The 26,373-nt window shown below is 71.7% G+C and carries 22 protein-coding genes; 7 read left to right on the top strand and 15 right to left on the bottom strand.

Going from position 1 to position 26,373, the window contains the following annotated elements; translation table 11 throughout:
- Positions 1-74: 74 nt before the first annotated feature.
- From AB0M67_RS06245 to AB0M67_RS06235, 3 genes are read left to right on the top strand one after another with little or no spacing between them, the layout of a single operon-like run.
- Positions 75-563 (top strand): SRPBCC family protein, encoded by a 489-nt coding sequence (locus AB0M67_RS06245; protein WP_365743183.1) that lies wholly within the window; start codon positions 75-77, stop codon positions 561-563.
- Positions 560-1,408: an alpha/beta hydrolase gene (locus tag AB0M67_RS06240; RefSeq protein ID WP_365743181.1), complete on the top strand. Its 849-nt coding sequence runs from the start codon at positions 560-562 to the stop codon at positions 1,406-1,408. Before AB0M67_RS06245 ends, AB0M67_RS06240 begins: the two co-directional genes overlap by 4 nt.
- A gap of 4 nt (positions 1,409-1,412) precedes the next feature.
- Positions 1,413-2,180 carry a 4'-phosphopantetheinyl transferase superfamily protein gene (locus tag AB0M67_RS06235; protein ID WP_365743178.1) on the top strand — a complete coding sequence of 256 codons (768 nt, stop codon included), beginning with the start codon at positions 1,413-1,415 and terminating at the stop codon, positions 2,178-2,180.
- A 486-nt stretch (positions 2,181-2,666) separates the two neighbouring features.
- On the opposite strand, the gene AB0M67_RS06230 is transcribed toward AB0M67_RS06235, so the two are convergent.
- The 10 genes from AB0M67_RS06230 to AB0M67_RS06185 form a co-directional block, all read right to left on the bottom strand.
- On the bottom strand, positions 2,667-3,659 hold the full coding sequence (locus AB0M67_RS06230) for an AraC family transcriptional regulator (protein WP_365743176.1): 993 nt from the start codon (positions 3,657-3,659) through the stop codon (positions 2,667-2,669).
- Between the two features lie 132 nt (positions 3,660-3,791).
- On the bottom strand, positions 3,792-4,313 hold the full coding sequence (locus AB0M67_RS06225; protein ID WP_365743175.1) for an anthrone oxygenase family protein: 522 nt from the start codon (positions 4,311-4,313) through the stop codon (positions 3,792-3,794).
- Between the two features lie 38 nt (positions 4,314-4,351).
- The gene (locus AB0M67_RS06220; RefSeq protein ID WP_365743173.1) at positions 4,352-5,005 is read right to left on the bottom strand and encodes a hemerythrin domain-containing protein; all 654 of its coding nucleotides are present in this window, start codon (positions 5,003-5,005) and stop codon (positions 4,352-4,354) included.
- A gap of 97 nt (positions 5,006-5,102) precedes the next feature.
- Positions 5,103-5,942, bottom strand: coding sequence for an NAD(P)H-binding protein (locus tag AB0M67_RS06215; RefSeq protein ID WP_365743171.1), 840 nt, complete (start codon positions 5,940-5,942; stop codon positions 5,103-5,105).
- A 91-nt stretch (positions 5,943-6,033) separates the two neighbouring features.
- On the bottom strand, positions 6,034-6,819 hold the full coding sequence (gene fabG / locus AB0M67_RS06210; protein ID WP_365743169.1) for a 3-oxoacyl-ACP reductase FabG: 786 nt from the start codon (positions 6,817-6,819) through the stop codon (positions 6,034-6,036).
- A 299-nt stretch (positions 6,820-7,118) separates the two neighbouring features.
- The gene (locus AB0M67_RS06205; RefSeq protein WP_365743167.1) at positions 7,119-7,760 is read right to left on the bottom strand and encodes a ScbR family autoregulator-binding transcription factor; all 642 of its coding nucleotides are present in this window, start codon (positions 7,758-7,760) and stop codon (positions 7,119-7,121) included.
- Complete coding sequence (locus AB0M67_RS06200) at positions 7,757-8,842, bottom strand: PrsW family intramembrane metalloprotease (RefSeq protein ID WP_365743164.1); 1,086 nt, start codon at positions 8,840-8,842, stop codon at positions 7,757-7,759. Before AB0M67_RS06200 ends, AB0M67_RS06205 begins: the two co-directional genes overlap by 4 nt.
- The gene (locus AB0M67_RS06195) at positions 8,839-9,441 is read right to left on the bottom strand and encodes a hypothetical protein (protein WP_365743162.1); all 603 of its coding nucleotides are present in this window, start codon (positions 9,439-9,441) and stop codon (positions 8,839-8,841) included. The genes AB0M67_RS06200 and AB0M67_RS06195 overlap by 4 nt, the downstream gene beginning before the upstream one ends.
- Before the next feature lie 37 nt (positions 9,442-9,478).
- The gene (locus AB0M67_RS06190; protein WP_365743160.1) at positions 9,479-10,078 is read right to left on the bottom strand and encodes a cupin domain-containing protein; all 600 of its coding nucleotides are present in this window, start codon (positions 10,076-10,078) and stop codon (positions 9,479-9,481) included.
- 112 nt (positions 10,079-10,190) lie between these two features.
- Positions 10,191-11,333: a type III polyketide synthase gene (locus AB0M67_RS06185; RefSeq protein WP_365743157.1), complete on the bottom strand. Its 1,143-nt coding sequence runs from the start codon at positions 11,331-11,333 to the stop codon at positions 10,191-10,193.
- Between the two features lie 712 nt (positions 11,334-12,045).
- On the opposite strand from AB0M67_RS06185, the gene AB0M67_RS06180 reads away from it, so the two are divergent.
- Both AB0M67_RS06180 and AB0M67_RS06175 read left to right on the top strand, forming a co-directional pair.
- Complete coding sequence (locus tag AB0M67_RS06180) at positions 12,046-16,041, top strand: bifunctional nitrate reductase/sulfite reductase flavoprotein subunit alpha (protein WP_365743155.1); 3,996 nt, start codon at positions 12,046-12,048, stop codon at positions 16,039-16,041.
- A gap of 209 nt (positions 16,042-16,250) precedes the next feature.
- Complete coding sequence (locus tag AB0M67_RS06175) at positions 16,251-17,522, top strand: cytochrome P450 (protein ID WP_365743153.1); 1,272 nt, start codon at positions 16,251-16,253, stop codon at positions 17,520-17,522.
- 10 nt (positions 17,523-17,532) lie between these two features.
- Here AB0M67_RS06175 and AB0M67_RS06170 read toward each other — a convergent pair whose 3' ends face one another.
- Complete coding sequence (locus AB0M67_RS06170; protein ID WP_365743151.1) at positions 17,533-18,510, bottom strand: LLM class flavin-dependent oxidoreductase; 978 nt, start codon at positions 18,508-18,510, stop codon at positions 17,533-17,535.
- Positions 18,511-18,727: 217 nt separating this feature from the next.
- Between AB0M67_RS06170 and AB0M67_RS06165 the strand changes: the two genes are divergently transcribed.
- Complete coding sequence (locus tag AB0M67_RS06165; RefSeq protein ID WP_365743149.1) at positions 18,728-19,381, top strand: GNAT family N-acetyltransferase; 654 nt, start codon at positions 18,728-18,730, stop codon at positions 19,379-19,381.
- Between the two features lie 54 nt (positions 19,382-19,435).
- Here the strand turns inward: AB0M67_RS06165 and AB0M67_RS06160 are convergent, their stop codons facing one another.
- Complete coding sequence (locus AB0M67_RS06160; protein WP_365743147.1) at positions 19,436-20,404, bottom strand: aldo/keto reductase; 969 nt, start codon at positions 20,402-20,404, stop codon at positions 19,436-19,438.
- Complete coding sequence (locus AB0M67_RS06155; protein ID WP_365743145.1) at positions 20,401-20,814, bottom strand: MerR family transcriptional regulator; 414 nt, start codon at positions 20,812-20,814, stop codon at positions 20,401-20,403. The genes AB0M67_RS06160 and AB0M67_RS06155 overlap by 4 nt, the downstream gene beginning before the upstream one ends.
- 232 nt (positions 20,815-21,046) lie before the next feature.
- Here AB0M67_RS06155 and AB0M67_RS06150 point away from each other — a divergent pair, with 232 nt between their 5' ends.
- On the top strand, positions 21,047-22,396 hold the full coding sequence (locus AB0M67_RS06150; RefSeq protein WP_365743143.1) for a cytochrome P450: 1,350 nt from the start codon (positions 21,047-21,049) through the stop codon (positions 22,394-22,396).
- Here AB0M67_RS06150 and AB0M67_RS06145 read toward each other — a convergent pair.
- Both AB0M67_RS06145 and AB0M67_RS06140 read right to left on the bottom strand, forming a co-directional pair.
- Entirely contained in the window at positions 22,393-22,608 is a 216-nt protein-coding gene (locus AB0M67_RS06145; RefSeq protein WP_365743141.1) for a hypothetical protein, read from the bottom strand. The genes AB0M67_RS06150 and AB0M67_RS06145 overlap by 4 nt on opposite strands.
- A gap of 162 nt (positions 22,609-22,770) precedes the next feature.
- Positions 22,771-26,259 carry a phosphodiester glycosidase family protein gene (locus tag AB0M67_RS06140; protein ID WP_365743703.1) on the bottom strand — a complete coding sequence of 1,163 codons (3,489 nt, stop codon included), beginning with the start codon at positions 26,257-26,259 and terminating at the stop codon, positions 22,771-22,773.
- Between the last annotated feature and the right edge of the window lie 114 nt (positions 26,260-26,373).

Below are 26,373 nucleotides of genomic sequence, written 5' to 3'. Positions count from 1 at the left end.
CGCACCGGAGCGGGGCCCTTCCCGGGCCCCGCTTCCCGACCTTCCCATCCGCCGCCCCACACAGGGAGACTGGCATGAACGGCTACGACATCATCGACGAGGCGGTGGTCGACGCCCCCGCGGACGTCGTCTGGGACGCGCTCATCGCCGAGTTCCGCGGTGCCGCCCGCTGGTGGGTGCCCGCCAACACCTTCGCGACCGTCTCCGGCGCGCCCGACGTGGTGGGCGGCGAGGTCGGCGTGACCGTCCATACCAAGGGCGTCGACAAGGGCGGGCTCAAGCTCCGCTTCACCGCCCGTACGGTGGCCGTCGTGCCGGGCCGCCGGCTGACCGTCGAGTATGTCGACGGAGTCTTCCGCGGCCCGGCCGACTTCCTCCTCGAACCGCTGGACGACGGCCACCGCACCCGCGTCACCATGCACTTCCAGGGGCGCCCGCACGGCAAGCTGAAACTCCTGTCCAGGGTCGCCGACATCGGCGCCGAGCACTCGAAAGCGACGCTGGCGGCCTTCGTCTCGCTCAACGCGCTGCTGACCCGACCGCTGGCCGGGAGGACGCGGTGAACCCCACCGGGACCCTCTCCCGCACCGAGGAGACGACGGTACATACGGATGACGGCGCCACGCTCGCCGTCACCGTCCTCGCCCCGCTGCGGGCGCCGACCGGCACGACCGTCGTCCTCTCGCACGGCTGGGCCGCGGTCCGCCGGGTCTGGGGTACGGTCGCCGACCGGCTGATCCGCTCCGGCCACCGGGTGGTGCTGTACGACCAGCGCGGGCACGGCGCGTCGGGCCTGGGCGAGGAGCCGATCGCCATCCGCCGGTTCGGCGCGGACCTGGCGGCGGTGCTGGGCGAGACCGGTTCCCGCGACGCCCTCCTCGTCGGACACTCCGGCGGCGGCTTCGCGGCCCTGTCGTATGTCACGGCCGACCCGGCCGCCGCGCGCGGGCTGCGCGGTCTCGTCCTGCTGGGCACCGCCGCGCATGACCAGGACACCCCCGACAGCGAGGTGCGCATGATGGGCAGCGCGCTGTTCTCCCGGGCCCTGCGACAGCCGGCCCTCGGCCGACGGCTGCTGGCCCAGACGATGGGCAAGGGGGTCGACCCGTATCTCCTCGAAGTCAACCGGCAGATGTTCGCGGCGGCTTCCCCGCGGGTACGCGCCGACTGCTTCGCCTCGTCCCGCGGCATGGATCTGCGCGCGGCCCTGGCCACCGTCGAGGTGCCCGCCGTGGTGCTCGCGGGCGAGCACGACCGGGTCGTCAAGCCGGAGCTGGGCGACGCGCTCGCCAAGGCGCTGCCCGACGCGCGGTTCGAACGCCTCCCCGGCGCCGGTCATATGCTGCCGCTTGAGCGGCCGGCGGAGATCGTACGTGCGGTGTCGGGTCTGATCGCCCGTCCCCGCTGAGACCGTGATCGAGGAGATCCTGCCCCTGGGCGTCAGATCGGCCGAAGCGTTCGACGATCTGGCGCCCGCGCCGCTGTTCCCCGAGGAGGCGGCGCTGATGGCGGGCCGACGGCAGCGCAGGCGCGCGCAGTTCGCCACGGCCCGCGCCTGCGCGCGCCGCGCCCTGGCCGAACTGGGCCTGCCGCCCGCGCCCTTACTGCCGGGCGCGGGCGGCGCGCCCCAGTGGCCGGACGGGGTGGTCGGCAGCATCACCCACTGCGACGGCTACCGGGCGGCGGTGGCGGCCAGGGCGACCGACGTGGCCGCGCTGGGCATCGACGCGGAACCTGCGGGACCGCTGCCGCGCGGGGTACTGGGCCTGATCTCCTCCACCACGGAACGCGCCGCCCTGGAACGGCTGGGCGCGGAGGCGCCGGGGGTGTGCTGGGACCGGCTGCTGTTCTCCGCGAAGGAGTCGGTCTACAAGGCGTGGTTCCCGGCCACGGGGCTGTGGCTCGGCTTCAGGGATGCGGAGGTCCGCCTCGCCCCGACGGGCACGTTCACGGCAACGCTGCGGCCGGCGACGGCTTTGCGGTTCGAGGGGCGGTGGCTGCTGCGAGCGGATCTCGCCCTGACCTCAGTGCGGGTGCTCCCGGCGGGGGGTCGTTGTCCGGGTGCGTTTCGGCTGGGGCCGGTGGTTGTGTGCGGTGCGCCTCCGGCGGGGTGCGGGTGCGTAGCCGGGTGCGGGTTGTCGCCGGGGTGCGCTCCGGGCCTCGCGTCCGGGACTGCATGATTTACGGCGCGTAACGGGCCACAGTCAGGAAACGGGCGGTCGCGCGCCACAAATCACGCTCTACGTCCCGGACACGACCCCTGCGCGCCCCCCTTCACCGCCCGTCACGGACTGGCCCGGTCGTGCGCGAGGGTGGGCGGGGGAGGCGGCGGCACTCTCCCGCACCCGGCCACCTGCCGGTACCGACCGGATCGGGACCGGTGACCACCGGCGGGAGGGGGCCGGGGTCGGAGGAGGTGCGTGTCCGGACACTAAAGCGTGATTTGTGGCGCGCGAACGCCCGAACCAACGACAGGGCAGAGTCGCGCCGTACGGGGGTCCGGGGGTGTCCCCCGGGAAAGCACAGTATGCCGTCCGGACATGTACCTCCGGAGGCCCCGGCCCCCGGCACCACAACGCACCCCGCTCCGAAGGCGCACCGCACCACGACCCCCGCCGGAAGGCGCACCGCACCGCACCACGCCCCCCGCCGGACGGCGCCCCGTCTCAACGGTCCAGGACCACCGTCTGCCTCACCGCCCCCTGACGCTCCACCGGCTCCCCCCGCCCGCCCTTCCGGTACTCCTGCGGACTCAGCCCCCGCACCCGCTTGAACGCCGCGCTCAGCGCGAACGCCCCGCTGTACCCCACCCGCCGCGCCACCGTCGCCACCGTCGCGTCCGGCTCGCGCAGCAGGTCCGCCGCGAGAGTGAGCCGCCATTCCGTGAGGTACGCCATCGGCGGCTCGCCGACGAGCGTCGTGAAGTGCCGGGCCAGACCCGCGCGGGAGACCCCGACGTTGTCCGCGAGCGAGGCCACCGTCCACGCCTTGCCCGGCTGTTCGTGCAGCAGCCGCAGCGCCGGGCCGACCACCGGGTCGCTCTGGGCGCGGTACCAGGCGGGCGCGCCGGACTCGGGGATCGCGAGCCAGGTGCGCAGGACGCTGACGAGGAGGAGGTCGAGCAACCGGTCGAGGACCAGTTCCTGGCCGATCTCGTCCTTGCCCATCTCGTCCGCGAGGATGCGTACCAGCGGGTTGTCGCCCACTTCCGCCGGGCGGACGAGCAGTACGGGGAGCGCCGCCAGCAGCCGGCGGCCGATCTCGCTGGGGGCCTGGTACGTACCGCTGAGCATGACCGAGGAGCCGGCCCGGCTGTCGTCGCCCCACGTCCTTACGCCCAGGGCCATCGTGTCGGTGACGTCCTCGCCCTCGGTGGTGTTGCAGCGTTGTTCGGGGCCGACGACGATCTGGACGGGGGTGTCGGGCCGGTCCGCGATGGTGTACGCGTCGGGACCGCGCATCACGGCGACGTCACCGGGGCGGAGCCGCACCGGACGACCGTTGTCGGGGAGCACCCAGGCGTCGCCGCGGACCATCGTGACGACGGAGATGGGCGCCCGGTCCTCGACCCGCAGGGACCACGGTGGGCTGAAGACCGACTTGAGCAGGAACGCGCCGCGGGCCTTCGGACCTTCGAGCAGACCGGTCAGTGTGTCCATGTCATCACCTTAGACGTTGCCGTATGCGGGGTCACCGTTTCCGGTGGATCCGTCTCAGGATGGGACGCGCCCGCCCTCCCCGCGGGGGAACGAGTTGAGAGGACGGGCGCGGTTCCGGGCGGCCCGGGGGCGTCAGAGCCGCCGGTCCGCTCCCCTGCCGTGCAGGACCAGGGCGCGGCCGAGGGCGCCGAGGGCCGCCGTGCACGCCAGGGTTCTGACGACGTTGGCCGAGGTCCACGGCCGCTCGAATCGGCCGCGTACCACGCCCAAGTCGGGGGTGCTGCCCGCTGATACGGTGCGGGCCAGCATCCTGTTCAGCGGAACGTTGACGCATACGGTGATCGCGACGGACAGGGCGTAGAGGGCGAAGGCGGTCCGGGTCCAGCGCGCGGCGTCCGGTCGGCCCAGGCGCCGTTGGAGTACGGCGGCGACGCCCGTGGCGAGGAACACCCCGACGAACAGCAGGCCGAACAGGGCGCTGTTATCGATGATCTGGTTGATGTTGCCCATCACGGTGACGAACGTGCGGTCGTCGGCGTCGGCGAGTCCCGGCATGACCGAGACGTCGAAGGCGAAGTAGAGCCCCGCCATCAGCCCGGTGCCGATGGTGGCGGCGGCGAGCACGGGGCCGGCGACTGTCTGAGCGGTCTGCATCGGGGCTTCCTCATCCGGTCGGGCGTTCACAGGGCGGGTCAGTGGGGGCGGGTCACTCCGGCGAGGGTCCGTTCGTACCGCCGGCGCAGCACCGTATTGCCGATCAGCCGCACGGGCGGCGGGATGGTCGCGGCGACGTGCGCCACCGACCGCTTGTCGGCGCCGTCGAACATCCAGGGCTGGAGACGCGTCAGGACGGTGATCGGGGCACTGGCGATCACCTTCCGCTCGACGGCGAGGTACTCGTCCGGGGAGAGCCTGGCGAAGACGGGGAACGAGACGGTCTCCTCGTCCCGCAGATGATCGCGGAGTACGGACTCGAAGCGGGTGGCCGCGGGGGCGACGGCGGCGGGGTTCCCGCCGGGCCGCAGTGCGGCCGTGACCGCCTCCATGGCGCGGTCGAGCACGGCATGGTCGTCACCGAGCCGCCGTGCCTCGGCGGTGAACTTCGGTGCCCTGCTGAGCAGTCCCGGCCAGAGCACCTCGTCCTCGCTGTGGTGGTGCCAGTCGATGATGTCGCGCAACTGCCGCCACCACGCGGCGGCGGCGCCGAGCCCGGCGGGGGTCAGGGCGGGCGCGGCGGCGAGCAGCCGGCGGGCGTCCCGGCGCATCGCGATGTGCATCAGCGCGAATCCGTGGAAGTGAGCGGGCAGGGACGCGAGTCCGTACTCGCTGGACATGGGGGTGCTCATGGCGGGCTCCTCGCGGGTGGTGCGCCGGGCGCCGGGCGTCACCGGTACGCGGGGTTCGTCCGCGTACCGGTGGCGCCCGGCCGTTCGCCGTGCGGGATCAGACGTTCCAGACGCCGCCGGCGGCGGCCTCGCGGGCGAAGTCGGAGAAGTCACGGGGCTTGCGGCCGAGGGCTTCCTCCACTCCGTGCACCAGGAACGCGTTGCGGCCGTCGAGGATCAGACCGAACAGGTCGGCGAACTCGACCGGCTGCCCGTGCTCTTCCAGCGCGGCGCGGTAGTCGTCGATCGAGACCGGGATGTAGCTGATGTCCCGGCCGGTGGCCTTGGACAGCTCGGCGGCGACGTCCTGGAAGCTGAGCAGCCGGGGGCCGGACAGCTCATAGGTCTTGCCGATGTGCTGGTCTCCGGTCAGCGCGGCGACGGCCACATCGGCGATGTCGTCGGTGTCCACGAAGGGCTCGACGGCGTCACCGGTCGGCAGCGCCAGTTCACCGGCGAGTACGGGGTCGAGGAAGAAGCTCTCGTTGAAGTTCTGGTTGAACCAGCTGGCCCGGACCACGGTCCAGTCGGCGCCGGACTCCTTCATCTTCTCCTCGGCGACCTGCGCGCCCTCCTCGCCGCGGCCGGAGAGCAGCACCAGACGGCGGGCGCCGTGGGCGACGGCGAACGCGGAGAACTCGCCGACGACCTCGGCGGCCCCGGGGAAACCGAGATCGGGGTAGTAGGTGATGTATACGGCCGAGATGCCCTCCAGCGCGCCCTCCCAGGTGGCCCGGTCCTCCCAGACGAAGGGCCGTTCGGCGTTGCGCGAACCGATGCGTACCGGCAGGCCCTGGCCGGCGAGTCGCTCCGCGACCTTCCGTCCGGTCTTGCCGGTGCCACCGATGACGAGCGTCGTCTTCGTCTCTGCCTGGGCGTTCTGCGTGGTCTGTGTCATGCGTACAGTCAAGTCCACTCCGGTGAGACGGGACATAGCTACGAAGCTCAGTTCCATACGCGTGCGTCTACGGTCGCATCGCGGAAACGGCTCAGGAGTAGCCCATGCCGCCGCAGACGTTGATCGCCTGCGCGGTGATCGAGGCGGCGCTGACCGTCGTGAGATAGCCGACCAGACCCGCCACCTCCTCCGGGGTGGAGTAGCGGCCGAGTGGGATCTTCGCCTCGAACTGCTCCTGGACGAAGTCCTCGGTGGTGTCCCAGGCCGCGGCGTATCCCTGGCGGACCCGCTCGGCGGTCGGGGTCTCCACGTACCCCGGGCAGACCGCGTTCACGGTGATGCCGAGGGGTGCCAGCTCCTTGCCGAGGGACCTGGTGAAGCCGACGACACCGTGCTTGGAGGCGGAGTAGGGGGCGCCCATCAGGACCCCCTGCTTCCCGGCGGTCGAGGCGATGTTGATGATGCGTCCGTAACCCGACTCCAGCAGACCGCCATGGGCCAGGACCTCGCGGGTCAGCAGGAACACTCCGTTGAGGTTGGTGTTCATCACGTCGTACCAGAGCTCGTCGGCTATCTCAGCGGTGGGGCCGCCGCCGCCCCGGCCCGCGTTGTTGACCAGGATGTTGAGCGGGCCGAACTGCTCGACGACGGCCGCCACCAGCGCGGACACCGACGCGCGGTCCCGGACGTCGGCGACCGCGCCCTCGGCCTCCATCCCCTCCGCGCGCAGATCTTCGACCGTCTGCTTGACCTCCTGCGCCGTGCGCGCGCAGATGAAGACCCGGTGACCCCGGCCACCGAGCTCCCGTGCCACCCCGAGCCCGATCCCCCGTGTCCCGCCTGTGATCAGGGCCACCGGATTTCTCGGGGCCTTCATCGGTCTTTCCTGGTTCGCAGCGACCCCGGAACCTCAATCTCCACGGTTTCCTCCGCACCTCGTCAAATCCCCGCCGAATGACTCTTCGACGCCAGGCATGTTAGTCCCGTGCGGGCTTCGCTTCTTGAATTCTTGAGTAACCGTCGAGCACATCTCCAAAGTCTCCATTTACCGGGCATGGCGGAGGAATTGGGGTGCGCGACAACCATCGAATAGCGCGAGAGAACAACGCCGCGCGAACGATGGGGAAATTCCACGACCCGGGTGCCGGCAGCGCGTGGCGCGCGCTCCCGTACGGCTCAAGAGCCGCTTGAGGCGGACCGAAGAGCGCGGACGGCCTCGACGCGCGCGCCGCGGTCGGGTGCCACGTCCAGTTCGAGCAGCAGACGCGGCATCACCACGCTGGGCAGCAGATGCGCCCACATCACCGACATCCGCCGCTCCACATCACGGCGGCCTGCCACGGTGCGGGCGAAGAGCTGGATCCCCGCCCAGGCGCTGACCACCAGTTCGGCCGTCTCCCGGGGCACGACGTACGGCAACAGCTCGCCCCGCTCACCCGCCCGCAGCAGCAGGTCCTCGCTCAACCCCGCCCACGCCAGGAAGGGGCTGACCTCGGAGAAGTCGGCCGACCCCGGTTCCAGGGCCAGCCGGAGACCGGCCCTGACGATCAGGTCGTGCAGGGAGCGGTGCGCGATGGCCATCGTCATGTCGATCAGTTCCTGGACAAGGGAGTCCGCCGCTTCCACGGCGAGATCCCCGGTCAGCTCGCGGAGCACGCCCCGCGCCAGTTCCTCCTTGGACGAGAAGTGGGAGTGGAGGGCGCCCTTGGTCGCCCCGGAGCGCGCCATGATCTCCGTGACCGTCGCGGCGTCGTAGCCGTACCGGTCGAAGACCCAGGCCGCCGCTTCCAGGATCGCGGCGCGTGTCGCGGATGTCACTGGCTTCCCCGCCATTCACTGTCAGGGGTGTCCGTCTCACCGGGCGGTCCGTGTGCTCCGGCCGCGTACTCCTCGACCACCGCGAGATGACGGGCGGCCCGCAGGGCCGCGACCGGGCGGCGCGCCGGGGGCAGCCGGCGCAGGGCGTGCTTGCGGGAGCGGCGGGTGAGCAGTTCGATGGAGAACGGGGAACGTGGCGAGAGCAGGAAGTCGCGGGCCCGGCGCCGTGCGCGGTGCCGCAGGACGACATAGAACCCCACGGCGACAAGGAAGTTGATGGCCACCTTGCCGGCGAGTCCGGCGGTGGAGCCGAGCAGGGGTGAGTCGAAGAGCCAGTGCATCGCCATGGCGGTGAGCAGACAGAGTGCCGCCGGCAGGAGCCGCCGGCGCACCGGCCGCTCGGTGTGGGCGAGCAGGATGCCGATGCCCGTTCCCGAGACGGCGGTCATCGCCCAGTGCGAGCCGAGCCCCGTCAGCCCGACCCGGGTGACGAAGGACTGGAAGACGTCGTTGTCCGCGTTCACTCCCCCACCACTGAGGATGGAGTTCATCGCGTAGGTCCAGTTCTCCATGACCTGGAAGCCGAGTCCGGTGAACGCCCCGAGGAAGAAGCCGTCGAGCGGGCCACGCACCAACTGCCGTGCGCCGAGGGCGATCAGCGCGACACCGGACACCTTGAGCAGTTCCTCGTTGAGCGGGGCGGTGAGCGCGGCGCCCCACCGCGAGCCGAAGTCGATACCGGCCGCCTTGAACCAGATGCCCTGGAGCCCGCCGTTGGCCACGATCGCGCAGCCGGTCGCCGCGGTGGCCCCCCAGACGACCCCGCTCCAGGCCCAGCCGCGCGGCGGTGCCTGGAACGGTCGCACGCGCCTCAGGACGGCCACCCCGATCCCCAGCGTGACCAGCAGCAACAGAAAGGCCAGCACCGCCGGGCCGGGGAACACCCTGATGGCCGGGGCGAATTCGAGGACGAGCAGCGCGAGACCGAGAGCGCACAGGACGCCGCACAGCCACCCCACCGGCCACCGTCGGACGGAGCCGCGCAGTCCGGTGTACGCGGAGGCCACGGCCGCCGTGGTCATGGCGCCTCCCGTGGGAAGGCGACGGAACGGACCGTCGCCGCGGCGTCCGCCGAGGCGCGCGGATCCGCGTCCGGCCCGGCCAGTACGGTGATCTCGACCGCGTAGGACATGTCGGGCGGCAGCCACACGGTCGCCGTGCCCGTACGCCCGCCACGGGTCAGTGTGCCCGTCGCGCCCTGGGCTCCCCCGGCGCTGGTGACGGGGTGCGGAGCGCCCAGCCGGGCGTTCTCGTCGCCGACCGACTGGATCTTGCGCAGGCCCGCCCACAGCTCCTCGGCCTCACGGGCCGTGGTGAGGGCGACATACCCGGCGACCAGATCGACGCCGTCACGGGTCAGTACGTACATCGTGTCCGGATCGCTCTCCGACTTGCCGAGCGCCCAGCCCGCGCCGGTCACCCGCAGCACCGCGATGTCGTCATCGGGCCCCAGCTCCAGCAGCGTGCCGTCCGGCAGCCGCTCGCGATCGTTCAGCGCCCGGCCGATCAGTGGCCAGCCCGCGGTCAGAGCGGCCATGACGAGCAGGACGCCGATGACCGACGACCGGGCCCGCCGGGAGGTTCGCCGCGGTGGGCGCCTGATGTCCGATGCGGAGTCCATCTCCCTACGGTCAGTCAGGTGCCGCGTTCACGCAGCGTCAGTGACTCATACGAGTGGCCCCGGAACCGGCGCCGACGTCATCGCCGACGTCATCGCCGGGGCGGCACTGGGCGTCGTGGCGCAGCGGGGTGAGCTGCTCGATGTCGTAGCGCAGCCGGAGATCGGCGATGGCGGCGGGATCGGGCGTTCCGCCGTCCTTGAGGATGTCGAGCAGTTCCTCGAAGTATCGCTCGTGGTCGGAGGGCGGGGACGACTGGAAGAACATCTTGGCCGGGCCGTCGCCCCGGTTGGCGAACGCGTGCGGGCAGCCCGGGGGTACGACGATGACCGTGCCCGGTGTGGCGCGTACCGACCTCAGCCCCGACGCGGACTCCCAGTGCCGCCAGTCCTCGCTGAGCACCCGCGGTTCGAACGCCAGCACGTCCAGCTCACCGTCGAGGATGTAGAAGAGCTCCTCGCTGTGGGTGTGCCGGTGGGCACCGACATCGAAGCCGGGCGGCACGACGACCTCGAAGCTGGAGGAGACCCGGGAGTGCTCGCCGGTGACTTTGAAGGTCACCTGCTGCGCCTCGGTGAGGATGGTGGTGCCCCCGCCCGGAGGGACGATGAGCCCCTCGGCCTGGGTCAGCTGGGTCATACGGTGCTCCGTGACGGTGGAGGTGGTGGTCGTACGGCGGTGCGGTGGCGCGGGGCCGTTCGGGTGACGCCGGCCCGGACGCCGGTGGGATCGGCGCTCGCCGCCGTGGTCGTCATCTCACCGGTTCACCCACGGGCGACGGCTCGCTTTCGTGCCCCAGCCTCTCCACGAGCCGGCCTCCGGTCATCGCGGGGTCGACGGAAGCGCCGGTGGTCGTCCAGCGGCCCAGCGCCATCTCGGCGGTGATGCCGGGCCCGAAGCCGGCGACGATGCCGCGCGCGCCGTCGGCCACCCCGCCCTCGTCGAAGAGCCTGCGCACCGCGTCGAGGACGACGGCGCTGGCGATATTGCCGTACTCGGTGAGCGTGCCCCGGCTGAACCGGAAGGCTTCCGGCGGCACTTCGAGGAAGTGGCTGAGGTCGTCCAGGATGCGCGGGCCGCCCGCGTGGATGATGTAGAAATCGAGCCCGGTGGCGTCCCAGCCGTGCTGGTCGGCGATCGTTCGCAGTGCGGGCGCCAGCGGCTCCATGGTGGTGGGTACCCGCTTGTCCAGCAGGAAGTGGAAGCCGGTGGCCCGGACGCTGTAGGCGATCCAGTCGATGGTGTCGGGTACGAGGTGGGAGCCGTTGCGCTCCAGCGCGATCCCGGTGCCGCCCTGACCGCGTACGACGGCGGCGGCGACCGCGTCGCCGAACAGCCCGTTGGACAGGAGCGATCCGACCCCGAGGTCGGTCGGCTGGTAGCAGAGCGAGCAGAACTCGCAGGCGACGATGAGTACGTTGGCGCCGGGGTACGAGCGGCAGAAGTCGTGCGCCCTGTTGATGGCCGCGCCTCCGGCCGCGCAGCCGAGTTGGGCGATCGGGAGCTGCCGGGTGTGACCGGGGAAGCCCATGGTGTTGATCAGCCAGGCGGTCAGTGACGGCATCATGAAGCCGGTGCAGGAAACGTAGACGATCATGTCGATGTCCGCGGGGCGCAACTCCGCGTGGTCGAGGGCGCGCTCGACCACCTCGGGGACGCGTGCCTTCGCCTCCGCCTCGTACAGCATGTTCCGGTCTTCGAAGCCGGGATGGCGGAGCGTGTCCTCGATCGGCTGGACGATATGCCGTTTGGCCACCCCGGTGTTCCGGATCAGCCGCAGTGCCAGGGGCAGTTGAGGATGGTCCGCGTGCAGCGAGCGCGCGAGAGCGAGGGTGTCCTCCATGGTGATCACATACTGGGGAACCGAGACCGCGGGTTTACACAGAGTCGCCACGACGCTCTCTCTCCTTCATCCGTGTTCGCTGTGAACTGCGGCCCACACTCACCGGTGGTCCCCCGCCCCGCAACCCGGGAGCGGGAGGTGGAAGGAGGCGGCGACGGCTGCCCGCAAGGGGTCGGCTCGGGATCCGGAGAACCTTCGGGGCTCACACGGTGACTACGGAACGTAACCCGGGGGCCGGGGCGCCTCGTCCGTTCGGGTGATGCGTGCCCGACGTCGGGCACGCGCTGACAGCCCACCTGATCGGTGACCCGCTGTGTTCCCGGGCCGGCTGTGACATGCCCCGAGAAGTCACTGATTGTCAGTCCTGTTGTCGTGGTCATCACCCGCCCCGAGCGAGAGCCGAACGGCGCCCCCGCGTCCGGCGAACGCCGTTCAGGAAGCCGTCGAGCGTACGCCCGTCCGGGTCGTGCGATGAGCGGAGACCGCCGCCCCGTCGTAGCGGCGCGTGCACACGTACCGCCGGGGGGGCGACCCACCGCGGCTGTCGCGGCCGTTCGTCCACCGCGGGTCCGCAAGTTCCGTCGTGGGCCGGGGAATCCGGCCGACGTCTCTCGCGAACACCGTCGGACGCCCGGCTCCTCACGCCTCTCTCCTGACGGGTGTGTGGCGGGTGTAACCGGGTGTGATCACCCGGCGTGACTTCCGGGTAACGAGGGCTACGTACGGTCAGGGCCCGAGCGTCCGACCACGAAGGGGCACGCACGTGACCGCACCGAACCAGCGGGCCGGCACCGTCGCCAAGGTGCGTACCGTCTGCTCGTACTGCGGTGTCGGCTGCGGGCTCGTCCTCGATGTCACGACGGGCACCGACGGCCGCAGGACCGTGGTCAGGGCGGCCGGTGACACCGCGCACCCGGCCAACGCGGGCCGGCTCTGCACCAAGGGCGCGACGAGCGCCGACATGCTCGCCGCCCCCGGACGGCTGACGAGTGCGCTGGTACGGCAGGACCGCGACGGCGCACTCGCGCCGTCGGCGATGGACACGGCGGTCAAGGAGACCGCGCGGCGGCTGCGCGCGATCGTCGACGAACACGGCCCGGACGCGCTGGCCCTCTATGTGTCCGGGCAAATGACGCTGGAGGCCCAGTATCTGGCCAACAAGCTGGCGAAGGGTTTCGTCCGTACCCGCTGGATCGAGTCCAACTCCCGGCTGTGCATGGCGAGCGCGGGCAGCGGTTACAAACTGTCGCTCGGCGCGGACGGCCCGCCCGGTTCCTACCAGGACTTCGACCACGCCGATGTCTTCCTCGTCATCGGCTCCAACATGGCCGACTGCCATCCGGTCCTCTTTCTGCGGCTCATGGAGCGGGTCAGGGCGGGCGCGAAGCTGATCGTGGTGGATCCGCGCCGCACCGCCACCGCGGCCGGAGCCGATCTGTTCCTGCCGATCAGACCGGGGACGGATCTGGCGCTGCTCAATGGGCTGCTGCGGCTGCTGGTCGACAACGGCCACACCGACCCGGAGTTCATCGCCGAGCACACCGAGGGCTGGGCGGCGATGCCCGCCTTTCTCCAGGACTATCCGCCCGCCGCGGTGGCGGAGATCACCGGTGTCCCGGAGGCGGACCTGCGCCGGGCCGCCGAGTGGATCGGCGGCGCGGGCGAGTGGATGAGCTGCTGGACCATGGGCCTGAACCAGAGCACGCACGGCACCTGGAACACCAACGCGCTGGTCAATCTGCATCTGGCGACCGGCGCCATCTGCCGCCCAGGCAGCGGCCCGTTCTCGCTCACGGGCCAGCCCAACGCCATGGGCGGCCGGGAGATGGGCTACCTGGGTCCGGGACTGCCGGGGCAGCGATCGCTTCTGGTGGACGAGGACAGGGCCTTCGTCGAGGAGCTGTGGGGCATCGAGCCCGGCACCCTGCGGTCGGACACGTCCGGCGCGCGGCGGCCGGGCGAGGACGGGGCCGGCGCGGACCGGTCCGGCGAGGGCACCGTGGAGATGTTCCGGCGGATGGCGGACGGGGACATCAAGGCGTGCTGGATCATCTGCACCAACCCCGTCGCGTCGGTGGCCAACCGCACGACCGTCGTCAAGGGGCTCGCGGCGGCGGAACTCGTCGTCACCCAGGACGTCTTCACCCACACCGAGACCAACGCGCACGCCGATGTCGTCCTCCCGGCCGCCCTGTGGTCGGAGGCCGACGGCGTATTCGTCAACTCGGAACGCACACTGACGCTCGGCGCGCGGGCGGCCGACCCGCCGGGCGAGGCCTGGCCCGACTGGCGGATCATCGCCCGGATCGCCTGCGAGATGGGGTACGAGGACGCGTTCGGCTACAGCTGTGCCGAGGAGATCTTCGACGAGATCACGCGCGCCTGGAACCCGAGGACCGGCTACGACCTGCGCGGGGTGACCTATGAGCGGCTGCGCCGTTCCCCCGTGCAGTGGCCCAGCGCGTCCCCGGCAGGACCCGGTCGCAACCCGGTCCGCTATCTCAACGACGGTGTCAGCCAGACGCTGATCGAGCGGGTGGACGGCACAAGGCCCCGGCTGGCCTTCCCCACCGCCACCGGCCGCGCCGTGTTCTTCCCGCGTCCGCACCTTCCGGCCGCCGAGCTGCCCGACGCCGCGTTCCCGTACATCCTCAACACGGGCCGTCTCCAGCACCAGTGGCACACGCTCACCAAGACCGGGAAGGTCGCCAAGCTCAACCGGCTCGCACCCGGCCCCTTCGTGGAGATCCACCCACAGGACGCGCGGGTGCTGGGGGTCGTGGAGGGCGACTCGGTCGAGGTGGCGTCCCGGCGGGGCCGGGCGGTGCTGCCCGCCGTCGTGACCGACCGGGTCCGGCAGGGGGAGTGCTTCGCGCCCTTCCACTGGAACGATCTGTTCGGCGCGGATCTGAGCGTGAACGCGGTCACCAACGACGCGGTCGATCCGGTCTCGTTCCAGCCCGAGTTCAAGGTGAGCGCGGTATCCCTCGTCAGGCTCGCGGCGCGCCCCTCGCGCCGGGACGACAGACCCGCGTCCGCGTCCGGCGTGCTCGCGGAGACCGGCGCCACACTCGGACGTACCGCGCCCGGCCGCGAGATCATCGTCCTGTGGGCCTCACAGACCGGCAACGCCGAGGAGATCGCCGCGTCCGCCGCACGGCGACTGGCCGACGACGGCCGGGCGCCGCGACTCCTCCCCATGGACGACATCACGCCCGGCACACTGCCACGCGCCGCCGATCTGCTCCTCGTCACCAGCACCTTCGGTGACGGCGAGGCACCCGACAACGGCGCCCGGTTCTGGCAGACCCTCGGCGCGCCGGGCGTACCGCGGCTGGACGGTGTGCGGTACGCGGTCCTCGCCCTCGGCGACTCCTCGTACGCCGATTTCTGCGGCCACGGCCGACGACTCGACGAGCGGTTCGACGAGTTGGGCGCGGTCCGGCTGGCCCCGCGCACCGACTGCGAGCCGGAGTACGAGCGGTCCGCGGATCAGTGGCTCGATCAGATGGCCGCCGCTCTGCGCGCCCCGGCGAAAGGAGAACCGGCCGGCGCGCCGAACGGCGCGCCCGCCGTCCGCGCCACCGTCCCGGTGTCCGCCGCCCTTCCCGCCGACAGCCGCCCCTCCGAGGCGTCCCCGGCGCTCGCGCGGCTGACCGGCAACCGGCTGCTGAGTCTTCCCGGCTCCGCGAAGGAGGTACGGGAGTTCACCTTCGACACATCCGACTCGTACGACCGCGCCAGGCCCCTCCTCCCCTACGAGGCCGGGGACGCCCTCGGCGTCCGGCCGCTGAACCGCCCCGCCCTGGTGGCGGAATGGCTGGCCGTCACCGGTCTCGATCCCACCGTCACGGTGGAGGTGCCCGGAGCCGGTCCGGTGCCGCTGGGCGATGCCCTGCACCGCCATCTGGACATCACCGCGATCACCCCCGCTCTGCTCCGCCTCGTCGCCGAGCACGGCCGCGACCGTACCCTCAGGAAGCTCCTGCGCCCGGACAACAAGGGTGAGCTGGCGCAGTGGACCTGGGGCAGGCAGGCGGTCGATGTCCTCGCCGAACACCCCGTCCGGGCCACCGCGGCGGAGTGGACGACCGTCCTCAGGCGCCTTCGGCCGCGTCTCTACTCCATCTCGTCCAGCCCGTTGACCGACCCCGGGCGTATCCGGCTGACGGTCTCCGTGGTGCGGTACGAGAACCGCCAGGGCCGCGCGCGCGAAGGCGTCGCCTCCGGGTTCCTGGCCGACGCCGCGCCCGGCAGCGCCGTACCGGTGTATGTGCGACGCGCCGCCCGCTTCCGTCCGCCGGCCGACCCCGCCACCCCCATGGTGATGGTGGGTCCCGGCACCGGCGTCGCGCCCTTCCTCGGCTTCCTCGAAGAGCGGCGGGCCCGGGGCCATCGGGCCCCCAACTGGCTCTTCTTCGGCGAGCAGCGCCGGACCACCGACTTCTACTACCGGGAAGAACTCGACGCGTTGCGCCGGGACGGCACGCTGACCCGGCTGGACACCGCCTTCTCCCGCGACCAGCGCGTCAAGGTCTATGTCCAGGACCGTATGCGTGAGCACGGCGCCCGGCTCTGGGCCTGGCTCCAGGAGGGTGCCCATTTCTATGTCTGCGGGGACGCCTCCCGTATGGCCAAGGACGTCGACCGCGCGCTGCGCGACATCGCCGCCGCCCATGGCGGGCTGGACGAGGAGACAGCCGGGGCATACGTCCAACAGCTCGCCGCCGACCGGCGCTACGTCCGCGACGTGTACTGACACCGGGTTCGGCGCCGTGGGCGGACACCGGGCGCCCGCACGCCGGCCGATGCCCGTGTCCTCCTTGGTGAGTGGGTCGTTTGCCCAGCGGAGGAAACGACTTTGGTGATGCCTCACACGCGTGAACGTGCCCCGTCGATGGATGCCCTGATCAGCCTTGTCGAATGCGCGCCGCACGCCGGCGCGGTGCGTGCCAAGGAGACCGCCTCATGAACCATCCCTCCCCGCTCTCCGCGCCGCCGGAGTGTCCGGCCCACTCCCCCGACGCGGAGGTGCTTTCCCTGTCGGCCGCGACCGGCGCGTCCGAACCCCGCGAGGTCTACCGAAGACTGCGCGAGCAGTGGGGCAATGTCGCCCGCGTCGAGCTGGAACCGGGCGTACCGGCCTGGCTCGTCATGGGCTACCGGGAGTTGCTCACGATCACCCGGCAGGAACAGATCTTCTCCCGCGACGCCCGCAACTGGCGCGATCTCAACGAGGGTCTGGTCCCGCCGCATTCGGGGCTGCTGCCGATGATGGCCTGGCGTGCCAATGTCATCGGCGCGGACGGCCCCGAGCACCGGCGGCTGCGCCAGCCGCTGGACGACGGGGTGGCGCGAATCGACCAGCGCAGGGCGCGCCGCCAGGTCCAGTCGGTGTGTACGGAGTTGATCGCGCGCTTCTCCCAGCAGGGCCGGGCGGATCTGGTGAACGACTACGCCACGATCGTGCCGTTGCTCTCCATCGCCTCCCTGTTCGGTCTGAACAGCGCGGAGGGCCAGGAGCTGCTGCGGGCGCTCATCGCGCTGTTCGGCAGCGCCGACGACTCGCAGGACGGCAACCGCCACTTCGAGGAGATCCTGGTCGACGCGTTGCGCCGCCGGCAGGAGTGCCCGACCGACGATCTGACGACGGCGTTCATCAACCACCCCAATCTGCGCAACGAGTCGGAACGTATCCAGTCGATGGCGGTGATGATCTCTTCGGGTACCGAGGGCGTCAACGCCTGGACATCACTGACGCTGCGGCTGATGCTCACCGATCCGCGCTTCGCCGCCAGGATGCACGGCGGCCGGCTGGGTGTGGACGACGCTCTCGACGAGGCGCTCTGGCGCGACCCGCCCATGAACAACATGCCCGCACGCTACGCACTGCGCGACACCGAACTCGGCGGCCGGCACATCCGCCGCGGCGACGTCCTCATCCTCGGCATCGCCGCCGCCAACGACGACCCCGCCATCCGACCCGACGACACCGCCGGAGAACCCGGCAACCGCGCCCACCTCGCCTTCTCCGCGGGCCCCCACGTCTGCCCCGCACAAGTACCCGCCCGGCTCATCACCCGCACCGCCGTCAACACCGTCCTGCACTTGCTCCCCGACATGAGACTCACCATCCCCGCCGACCAGGTCGCCTGGCATCCCTCGCCATGGACGCGGATCCCGGTCTCGCTCCCCGTGGAGTTCTCGGCGGCCCGGATTCCGGCTCTCGTCAGCCGCTAGCGGCAGCCGTTCAGGGGGTGTCGGTGAGGCCGAGGTGGCCGCGGAGCGTGCGGGTGGCGTAGGTGGAGCGCAGCAGTCCGCGCCGGACCAGTTCCGGAGCCGTGCGGTCCACCACGGCATAGAGATCGTCCGGCAGCACCGCCGGTCTGATCCGGAATCCGTCGGCGCCGCCCTCGCCCGACCACTCCTCCAGCAGATCGGCCAGGCCCTGCGGCGTGCCGGTGAAGATCTCCGCGTCCGATGTGAACGGCGCGCCCGCCGCGGCGTCGAGCCGTTCCCGGCGCTCGGTGGCCTGCTCGGGTGTGTCGGCGAGGATGACGTTCAGATCCGCGAAGACCAGCGGTGAGTCCGGCTTCCTGCCCGCCTCCCGCGCCAGCCGCCCCACCTGTTCACGGATCAGCCGCAGGCCCTGGAGGTCCCCGGGCGTCACGAACACCACGTCGGCCCGGCGCGCGGCGAACCGGTAGGGAACGGTGTCATGCGCCAGCGCCAGCACCGGAGGGCGTCCCTGCGGGGCCCGTACCCTCTCGGCCGCGCTGTCCCACTCCTCTTCGACCTCGCCGAGGAACTCCGCCGCGGCATCGAAGAGTCCGGCGATCCGCCGGTGGCCCTCGGGCGTGCCGATCAGCTGGACGAGGGCGTCATGGTCCGCCGCGCTCGTCGCCAGTCGCGGCCGTATCCCGGCCCGTCCGCCGCTGATCCTGTCGAGGGTGGCGATCTGTGCGGCGTAGGCGGACGGCGCTCCCGCCACGGGCCCGAGAGGCACCAGCCCGATCCGTGACGTGGAGCCCGCCGCCGCGGCGAGCAGCACCGTGGAGTCGAGCCGGCCGGGGCCGTCCTCAGCGGTGACGAAGTCGAGCAGGGCCGCCTCCGCCCGCCGGACCAGCCGGACGAACTCCTCGGGCGGCGGCGCCCCGCCGGGGGCCGCCGGGTGCGCGCCCGCTCCGTCCAGCGCGATTCCGAGGCTCAGCTGTTCTCGTACGGTCACGGTCACGACTCCCCTGCGTTGCCCGGCGATACGAAGGCCCCGGTCCGCGGCGCACCCGGTCGAGGGGGCGTCGAACAGGAGGCACCCTCCTACTGTTGTCCTCGGACATTGCACCCGTATGTACGCGGTATGGCAGCGCCCACGAGCCACGTCACAAGGTCCACCGCGTGATCCCACTCTTGTGGGAGCGCTCCCGTCACTGGCACCATGCGTTGCTGTGCCGCCTCCACTCGCCACTGCCGGCGTTCGCGCCTATCGCCCCGAGGACCTTCCCGCGCTCCACGACATCTGCGTACGCACGGCCGACGCGGGCGGGGACTCGCGGCACCTCTATCCGGACCCGGACCTGATGCCGAGCATCTTCGCCGCGCCGTACGCGGCGCTGGAGCCCGGGCTGACCTTCGTCCTCGACGACGGCCGCGGCCGGGCCGTCGGCTATGTCCTCGGCACCGCCGACACCGCCGGCTTCGTGAGCGCGTTCCGCGAGGTGTGGCTGCCGCGGGTCGCCGGCCGCTATCCGGCACCGGCCGGCCCGGCCCGTACCCCGAGCGAGGAGATGACCGCCCTGCTGCACCGGCCGGAACGGATGATCCTGCCCGAACTGGCCGGCTACCCCGCGCATCTCCATATCGATCTGCTGCCCGTCGCACAGCGCCAGGGATACGGCCGGGCCCTGATGCACACGTTCCTGCGCGCCCTTCGTGACCGGGGAGCCGGCGCGGTCCATCTCTCGATGGTCACCGCCAACACCTCCGCCCGGGCCTTCTACGACCGGCTCGGCTTCCATGAGATCGCGGTGCCGGATCCCGGCCCGCTCACCTATCTCGGGCGCTCGACCTCACTCGACGACCCTTGCGTGGAAGACAGTTGAGCAGCCGCACGCGTCTGCCGCTCCCCCTGTCGTGACGACAGGGGACGGCGGGGCTCACGTACGCGGAGCGGCCTCTCTGTCGCCCGCCGCGATACCGTGCGGCGCCGCCGCGTCGATCGCCGCCAGATCGCCGTCGGTCAGTTCGATATCGGCGGCCTCGGCGTTGTGTTCCAGATAGGTGCGCCGCTTGGTGCCGGGGATCGGTACGACCCGCTGCGCCAGCAGCCAGGCCAGTGTCAGCTGTGTCGGGGTGACGCCCTTGGCCTCCGCCAGCTCGGTGACCTTGTGGACGACCGCCAGATTCGCCGCGATGTTCTCCTCGGTGAACCGGGGCAGACCGCGGCGCGCGTCGTCGGGCGCGAGATCGTCGCGGCGCCTGATCTTCCCGGACAGGAAGCCGCGTCCGAGCGGCGAGAACGCGACGAACCCGATGCCCAGCTCCCGTACGGTCGCCAGCACGCCGTTGTGCTCCACGTCCCGGGTGAACAGGGAGTACTCGGACTGGAGCGCGGTCAGCGGATGCACCGCGTGGGCCCGGCGGATCAGCTCGGGGCTCGCCTCCGAGACACCGATGTACCGGACCTTGCCCGCCCGCACCATCTCGCTCATCGCCCCGACGCTCTCCTCGATGGGGACGTTCGGGTCGACGCGGTGCAGATAGTACAGATCGATGACATCCATGCCGAGGTGCCGCAGGGAGCGGTCCACCGCCCGGTGCGCGTACGCGGCGCTGCCGTTGTGACCGTGCGACGTGCCGTCGTCGTCGAACTCGATGGCGAACTTGGTCGCGATCGTGATCTCGTCACGCCGCTTGCCCAGGGCGCGTCCGATCAGCTTCTCGTTCTCGAACGGGCCGTACGCCTCGGCCGTGTCGATATGTGTGACCCCGATGTCGACGGCCCGGTTGAGCGTGGCCATGGCCTCCCGCTCGTCCCTGGGGCCGTACCAGACGCTCATGCCCATCGCGCCCAGGCCCTCGGCGGAGACGGTGAGGCCCTGCGAACCGAGTTTCACGTTCTTCATGACGCGGAGACGCCCTTTCGATAGAAGTCGATCTTGCGTTCAATGGCGGCGAGATGTTCCCGGGTCTCGTTGAGCTGTTCGAGTACGCGTTCACGGTGCTGCTCAAGCACCGCCAGCCGCTCGGCCTCGTTGCCCTCGTACCGGCAGATCTCGGTGAAGGCGCGGATGTCGCGGATCGGCATGCCGGTGCCGCGCAGCATGACGATCCCGGCGAGCCAGTGGAGATCCTGGGCGAAATAGCGCCGCTGGCCCGAGGGCGCGCGATCGGCGGGGAGCGCCGTCAACCCCTCGCGTTCGTAGTACCTGAGGGTGTCGATGCTGAGGCCGCAGACCGCGGCGGCTTCGCCGATCGTCAGTCCGCCGTGCGGAATCTCCACATCCGGCTCCGGCCGGGGAACCACTGAGCTCATACCTCCAGCGTCCACCCTGGAGCGCGCTCCAGGGCAAGCGGAACCGGCGATCCCACCGTCGGACAGAACCGTCGGACAGACCGTCGGACAGATCCGCCGACCGGGACCCGGCGGCCGGGACCCGGCACGGTGCGGGCCCTCTGGTACGGAGCGCGGCCGGGCGCTTTGCTTGTCGGGTCCCGTCGTCTCCGTCCCTCCCGCCCCACGGCCTTCCACCCCGAGGAGCCCTGCCATGACGACTGTGCCCGTACCAGGTCCGCGCCGACTTCCCTTACTCGGGAATCTGCCCGCCTTCGCGCGTGATCCGCTCGGCTTCTTCACCCGGCTGCGCGGCCACGGCGACCTCGTCGAGTGGCGGCTCGGCCCGCAGCGGTCCCTGTTCCTCTCCCGGCCCGAGCACATCGGGGAGCTGCTCACGGGCATCGAGAGCGAGTTCCGCCACCCCGAACTCGGCTGGGCGTTCAAGCTGGTTCTCGGCGAGGGCGTCGTCACCTCGGAGGGGCCGTCCTGGCGCCGTAAGCGCGCCCTGGTGCAGCCCGCCGTACGCCCCCGCCAGGTGCGGGGCTACGCGGAGACGATGACCGACTGCGCGGCCACGCTCGCGAACACCTGGCGGCCCGGTCAACGCCTCGATGTACGTGACGAGATGCTGGGGCTCACCCAGCGGATCGCCGTACGGACACTCTTCGGCGCCGACACCGCGGGGCGCGAGTCCACGATCGGACCGGCGATGGACATCGCCCAGCGGGCGATCGGCGACGAGTTCCGCGGCGTCACACTGTTTCTGCCGCCGTGGCTCCCCACCCCGGGCCGCCGCAAGCTGCGGAGGGCCGTCGCCGTCATCGACCGCGAGGTGGCCCGGGTCACCGGGATACGCCGCCGGAGCGGCGAGGAGCGCGACGATCTGCTGAGCCGGCTGCTCGCGGCCAGGGACGAACAGGACCGGCCGCTCACCGACAAGGAGATCCGGGACGAGGCGGTCACCCTCTACATCGGCGGGCACGAGACCACCGGCACCACACTCACCTGGGCCTGGTATCTGCTCTCCCGCAGTCCGGAGGCGCGGGACAGGCTCAGCCGGGAACTCCGCGACGCCCTCGGCGGCCGGGCGCCGGGCCATGACGATCTCCGGCTGCTGCCCTGGACCGAGCAGATCATCAAGGAGACCCTTCGGCTCTATCCCCCGGTCTGGCTGATGAGCGGGATCGCCAAGGAGCGTTCGACGGTGGGCGGTCATCCGGTCGCGAAGGGCACCGTGGTCTGGTCCAGCCAGTGGAGCGCCCACCGGGACGCGCGCTGGTTCCCCGACCCGGAGGCGTTCCGTCCCGAGCGGTGGGACGCCGACGTGGCCGCCGCCGTACCGGACCACGCGTGGTTCCCGTTCGGCGGCGGTTCACGCGCCTGCCTCGGGGCCAGATTCGCGATGGTAGAGGCCGTCCTCGTACTGGCCACGCTCGCGCAACGCTTCCATGTCGACGTGGACAAGGGCGAGATCCCGCCGCGCACGGGCCTCACCCTCCAACCGGCACGTCCCGTGCGCGCCACCCTCCATGCCGTCCAGGACCGTCAGGACACGCCCTAGAGACCGCGCTTCTTCGCACTCTCCGCGGCCGCGCCCATGCCGAGGCCCGCCACGATCAGCACGGCGGACACATAGATCTCATAGCCGTCGAAGTAGCTCATCCTCGCCACCAGCGACCAGAGTGAGAACCACCCGTCCGTCCATTCGTGCAGCAGTCCCCCCACGCCTTGGGACAACAGAAGGAAACACAGGATTCCGCATACCGTCTTCACCCCTCAAGGCTAGAAAGGGCGGGCTCGGCAGGGCTATTGGCCTTCCGGTGCGGCCTCGGTGACCAAAGTCGCGAGTGGGGTGCCGCTCGCCCGTCCCAAAGTCGCCGCATACGGTGGCCCCGCGTCCGGACGGCCGGACGCGGGGCCACCGTACTCATCCGGTCAGGCCGCGGGTGCGACCGCCGCGGACGCTCCGGAGGCCGTCGCCGCGATCCTGATCTCCGCCCGCCGCGTGACGCCGTTGACCGTCACCGCGAGGATGACCGTCCCGGGCCGCAGCGCGGTCAGGGTGCCCGTCGCCGGATCGAAGACCGCCGCGTGGCGGAAGCGGGCGCCGTTCCGGTCGCCGATACGGAGGTTTGGGGAGCCCGTCCAGTCGGCGCTGAGCGGGAACCCGACCGGGACCGCCCTGGTCCCCTGGGTGATGGCCGCCGTGGCGCGGGCGCTGTGCCCGGGGGCCAGCGTGGTCGGCGCGTCCAGCGTGAGCGCGTCGGTGTGCGCGCGGGTCTGCACGGAGACCCAGTCGGGGCCGCCCTTCCACGGAGCCAGCCGCGCGGCCGACTGCGCGCCCCGCGAGATCCGGTCGACCCCGACGAGCGACCAGCCGGTGAACCCGCCCTCGCCCGCCGGTGCCGCGGGTGCCTTGCCGGAGTTCCCGTTGATCAGATACGGCACGCCGTTGACCCGCGAGGCGTCGAAGACCCCGACATGGCTACCGATCAGCCCAGCGCCCTTGCCGGTCGTCCGGCGGAAGTCCGCGAGCCACTGTTCGAGGAGGGCCGCCTCCTTGCGGTCGCTCAGCTCGCTGGCCTTCTGGACGGTCGGATCGCGTGGCGGTACGTGCTCGATCACCATCACCGAGCGGACCCGGTCGTCCTTCGCCGCCGCGTCCAGCTGCTCCCGTACCGCCTTGATCTGCGCCAGGCCTCCGCCGCGCAGCGTCAGACTCGATGTGTCGAGGGTGAGGAAGCGGGTTCCCCGGTGGTCGAAGATCCGCTGGGCGGGGCCGAACCGGTCCACGAAGTTCTTGATCGTGCCGCCCATCACCTCGTGGTTGCCCGGTACGTAGTACCAGGGCAGGGCGTCGCCCAGTTCCTCGGTCAGCAGTGTCTCGGCGAAGGCGAGATCCGCCGGAGATCCCTCGTCCACCAGGTCGCCGTTGATGACGAGGAAGTCGGGCTTCGCCGCCTTGATCTCGCGCAGGGTACGGCGTGCCTGTGCCACGATCGCGCTGTCGGGGTCACGGGCGACGAACTGGGCGTCGGACATCACCGCGAACCGCCAGTCCCTGGCGCCGGTTTCGGCCGCCGAGTCGATCAGCGGATCGGCCGGGCGCGGCTGCGCGGGCAGCTCCACCGTGGGCGGCACCTGCGCCGTCAGCCCGTCGATCACGATCTCACCGGTGTACTGCTTGGTGGCGGCGGTCTCCGCGAGATAGAAGCGGTACACGCCGAGCGGCGTCGCGGCTCCGGCCGGCACGGCGAAGGTCACCTGGCGCCAGCCGGTCCAGGTGACATACGGGCCGCGCAGCAACTGGTCGGAGCCGGCCGCGTCCTTGAGATGCAGGGTGGGCCAGGCGCCCTTGCCGTCGCCCTTGATCCAGAGCGTGAAGGACTGCGGCTGGCCGGGCACCGGGATCGGCCGGGGCGGATTCGCGTACGCGGCGCGGGTGGCGGTGGAGCGGGTGAAGTCGTAGGTGAGGGTGAGCCCGGTACCGGTCCGGCCGTCCGGGGTGGCCGAGACCGAGCCCTCCGCGCGTGCCTGGCTGAAGGTCCAGGACGCGGCGTCGTCGAAGGCGGAGACCGGCTGCTCGTCGAGTCCGACGCTGATGGCGAGGACCGTCGTACGGCCGCCCGCCTCGACCGTGACGCGCCCGGCTCCGCTGCCCTTCAGGGACTTCACGGTGAAGGAGCCCCGGCCGTCGTCGGTGACGGAGAAGAGCGAGCGGTCGTAGTCGAGCCGTGTGTCACGGGGTTCGATGGGTGCGCTGGTGCCATGGGCGTCGAGACCGACGAGGCCGAAGGTGCCGGTCGCCGCGGTGTCCGCGAGTCCGACGCGCCGGGTGGTCGGCTGGATACGGTCGAGCCGGTCCAGGACGGTCAGCTCCATGCCGCCCCCGGCCCGACCGTGTTCGGCGCGTACCTCGGTGGTGCCGCTGCCGCGTGCGGTGAACACGCCGTCGGTGTCGACGCGCCCCACCGAGGACCGTACGGCCCGCCAGCGCGGATCGCCCGACGCGGGCCCGTAGGTCTCGTCGTATCCGGCCGCGGTGAGCGTCCTGGTCAGTCCCGGGAAGACCCGCTCGGGGTGGCCGCCCTTGACGGGGTCGACGCTCGGGGCGCCGCTCGCGGGGGTACGGGGCTCGACCCAGAAGCCCTTGAGGCGTCCACTGCCGTCCGGCGCGGTGAGGGCCAGACCGTTGGGGACCGTGCGCTCGCTGCCGTCGGAGGGGCTGTTCTCCACGCGCAGCGCGTCGCTGCCCGGTGCGCGGGCGACCAGCGTGGACGAGCCGCCGCCGTCGAGGTTGAGCGCGCTGTGGGCACCGGCGCGCAGCATCATCAGGCCCAGTTCGGTGAGCGTGACGCCCCCGCTGTCGGCCTGCCGGCCGTCGACGGTGATCACCTGCATGGTGCTGCCGTCGCGCGAGAACCCGACGGCGGTGCGCGGCGCGGCGGTGTTGTTGCCCTCGCCGTCGTGGTTCTGCGCCACGCCGTCCACCACGAGGAGTTCACGGCCGCCGACCGCGGTCCGCGGGACGGCTCCGCTGTCGGTGCGCGGCCGGTATTCGAGGGTGACCTGGTCCCCCGGGCGCAGCGCGCGGAGCGCCTCGGCGCCCGCTTCGCGGCCGACCAGGACGGTCGTGCCCTCGGCGATCGCTCCCGTGCCGGGGCGGTCCGTCACGGAGACGACCTGGCCGTCCCGTACGGCGGCCTCGGCGACGGGGGTCGCCCGGTCCACGGTGAGCGCGCGGTCCGCCACCCCCCACCCCGCGTTGTACGCGCCGATGCCGCCGGCCGGCACATTGGCCGCGTTGTAGGCGTTCAGCGCGCGCGGTCCCGAGGGGAGTGTCACGGTGCCGTCGAAGTACAGCTTCAGGAGGCGTCCGGCGTTCCCCGGGCCGATTCCGATGGCCTGGTTGACCCCGGGCGCGGGCGAGTGGGTGACCTCCCCGTCCGCGATCCCGGGGCCCTGGGGCGCGCCCGTCTCGTTGATGTCGAAGAAGTCGGCGTTGATCGCGGCGACGGTACGGCGTCCGGGGCCGGCGTCATGGCCGGCGGCCAGCTCCGAGACCGTACGGCGGTCGGAGACCTTGCCCGAGGAGAGGTAGTCGGCCTGGGCGCCGGTGCCGTCGAGGTCGACGGAGAGCGCGTCCACACGCAGCCATTTGTCGGATTCCAGCCGGTCGTACGAAGTGAGCCGGACGCCGGGGGCGATCGGGCGCGAGGCCCGCGCGGTCTCGATGCCGTCGGCGTCGGCGACGGTTCCGGGGGTCCCGGTGGATCGCGGGTCCGCGGTGGCCGCGCTCGCGGGTGGTGGCGCGACCGGCCGCAGCACCTCCGCGGCGGTACGGGGTCGGGGGTCGGGGGTGGAGTCGGCGGAGGACGGGGATACCGCCCCCACCGTCAGAGCGGTCACGGCCGCGAAGAGCACGGCGGTCCGCCCGGCGATGCCTGGGCCCACAACTTCTCCTGGAAGACGGTGAATACGCATGGCTTGTGCGGTGTCGGCCGCCAGCATCGCCGTGCGCGGACCAATGAACCAGGG

The sequence above is a fragment of the Streptomyces sp. NPDC051662 genome, from assembly GCF_040681655.1.
Taxonomy (GTDB): domain Bacteria; phylum Actinomycetota; class Actinomycetes; order Streptomycetales; family Streptomycetaceae; genus Streptomyces.
Note: the sequence above shows the minus strand (reverse complement) of the source record. Positions and strands in the feature narration are given on the sequence as shown.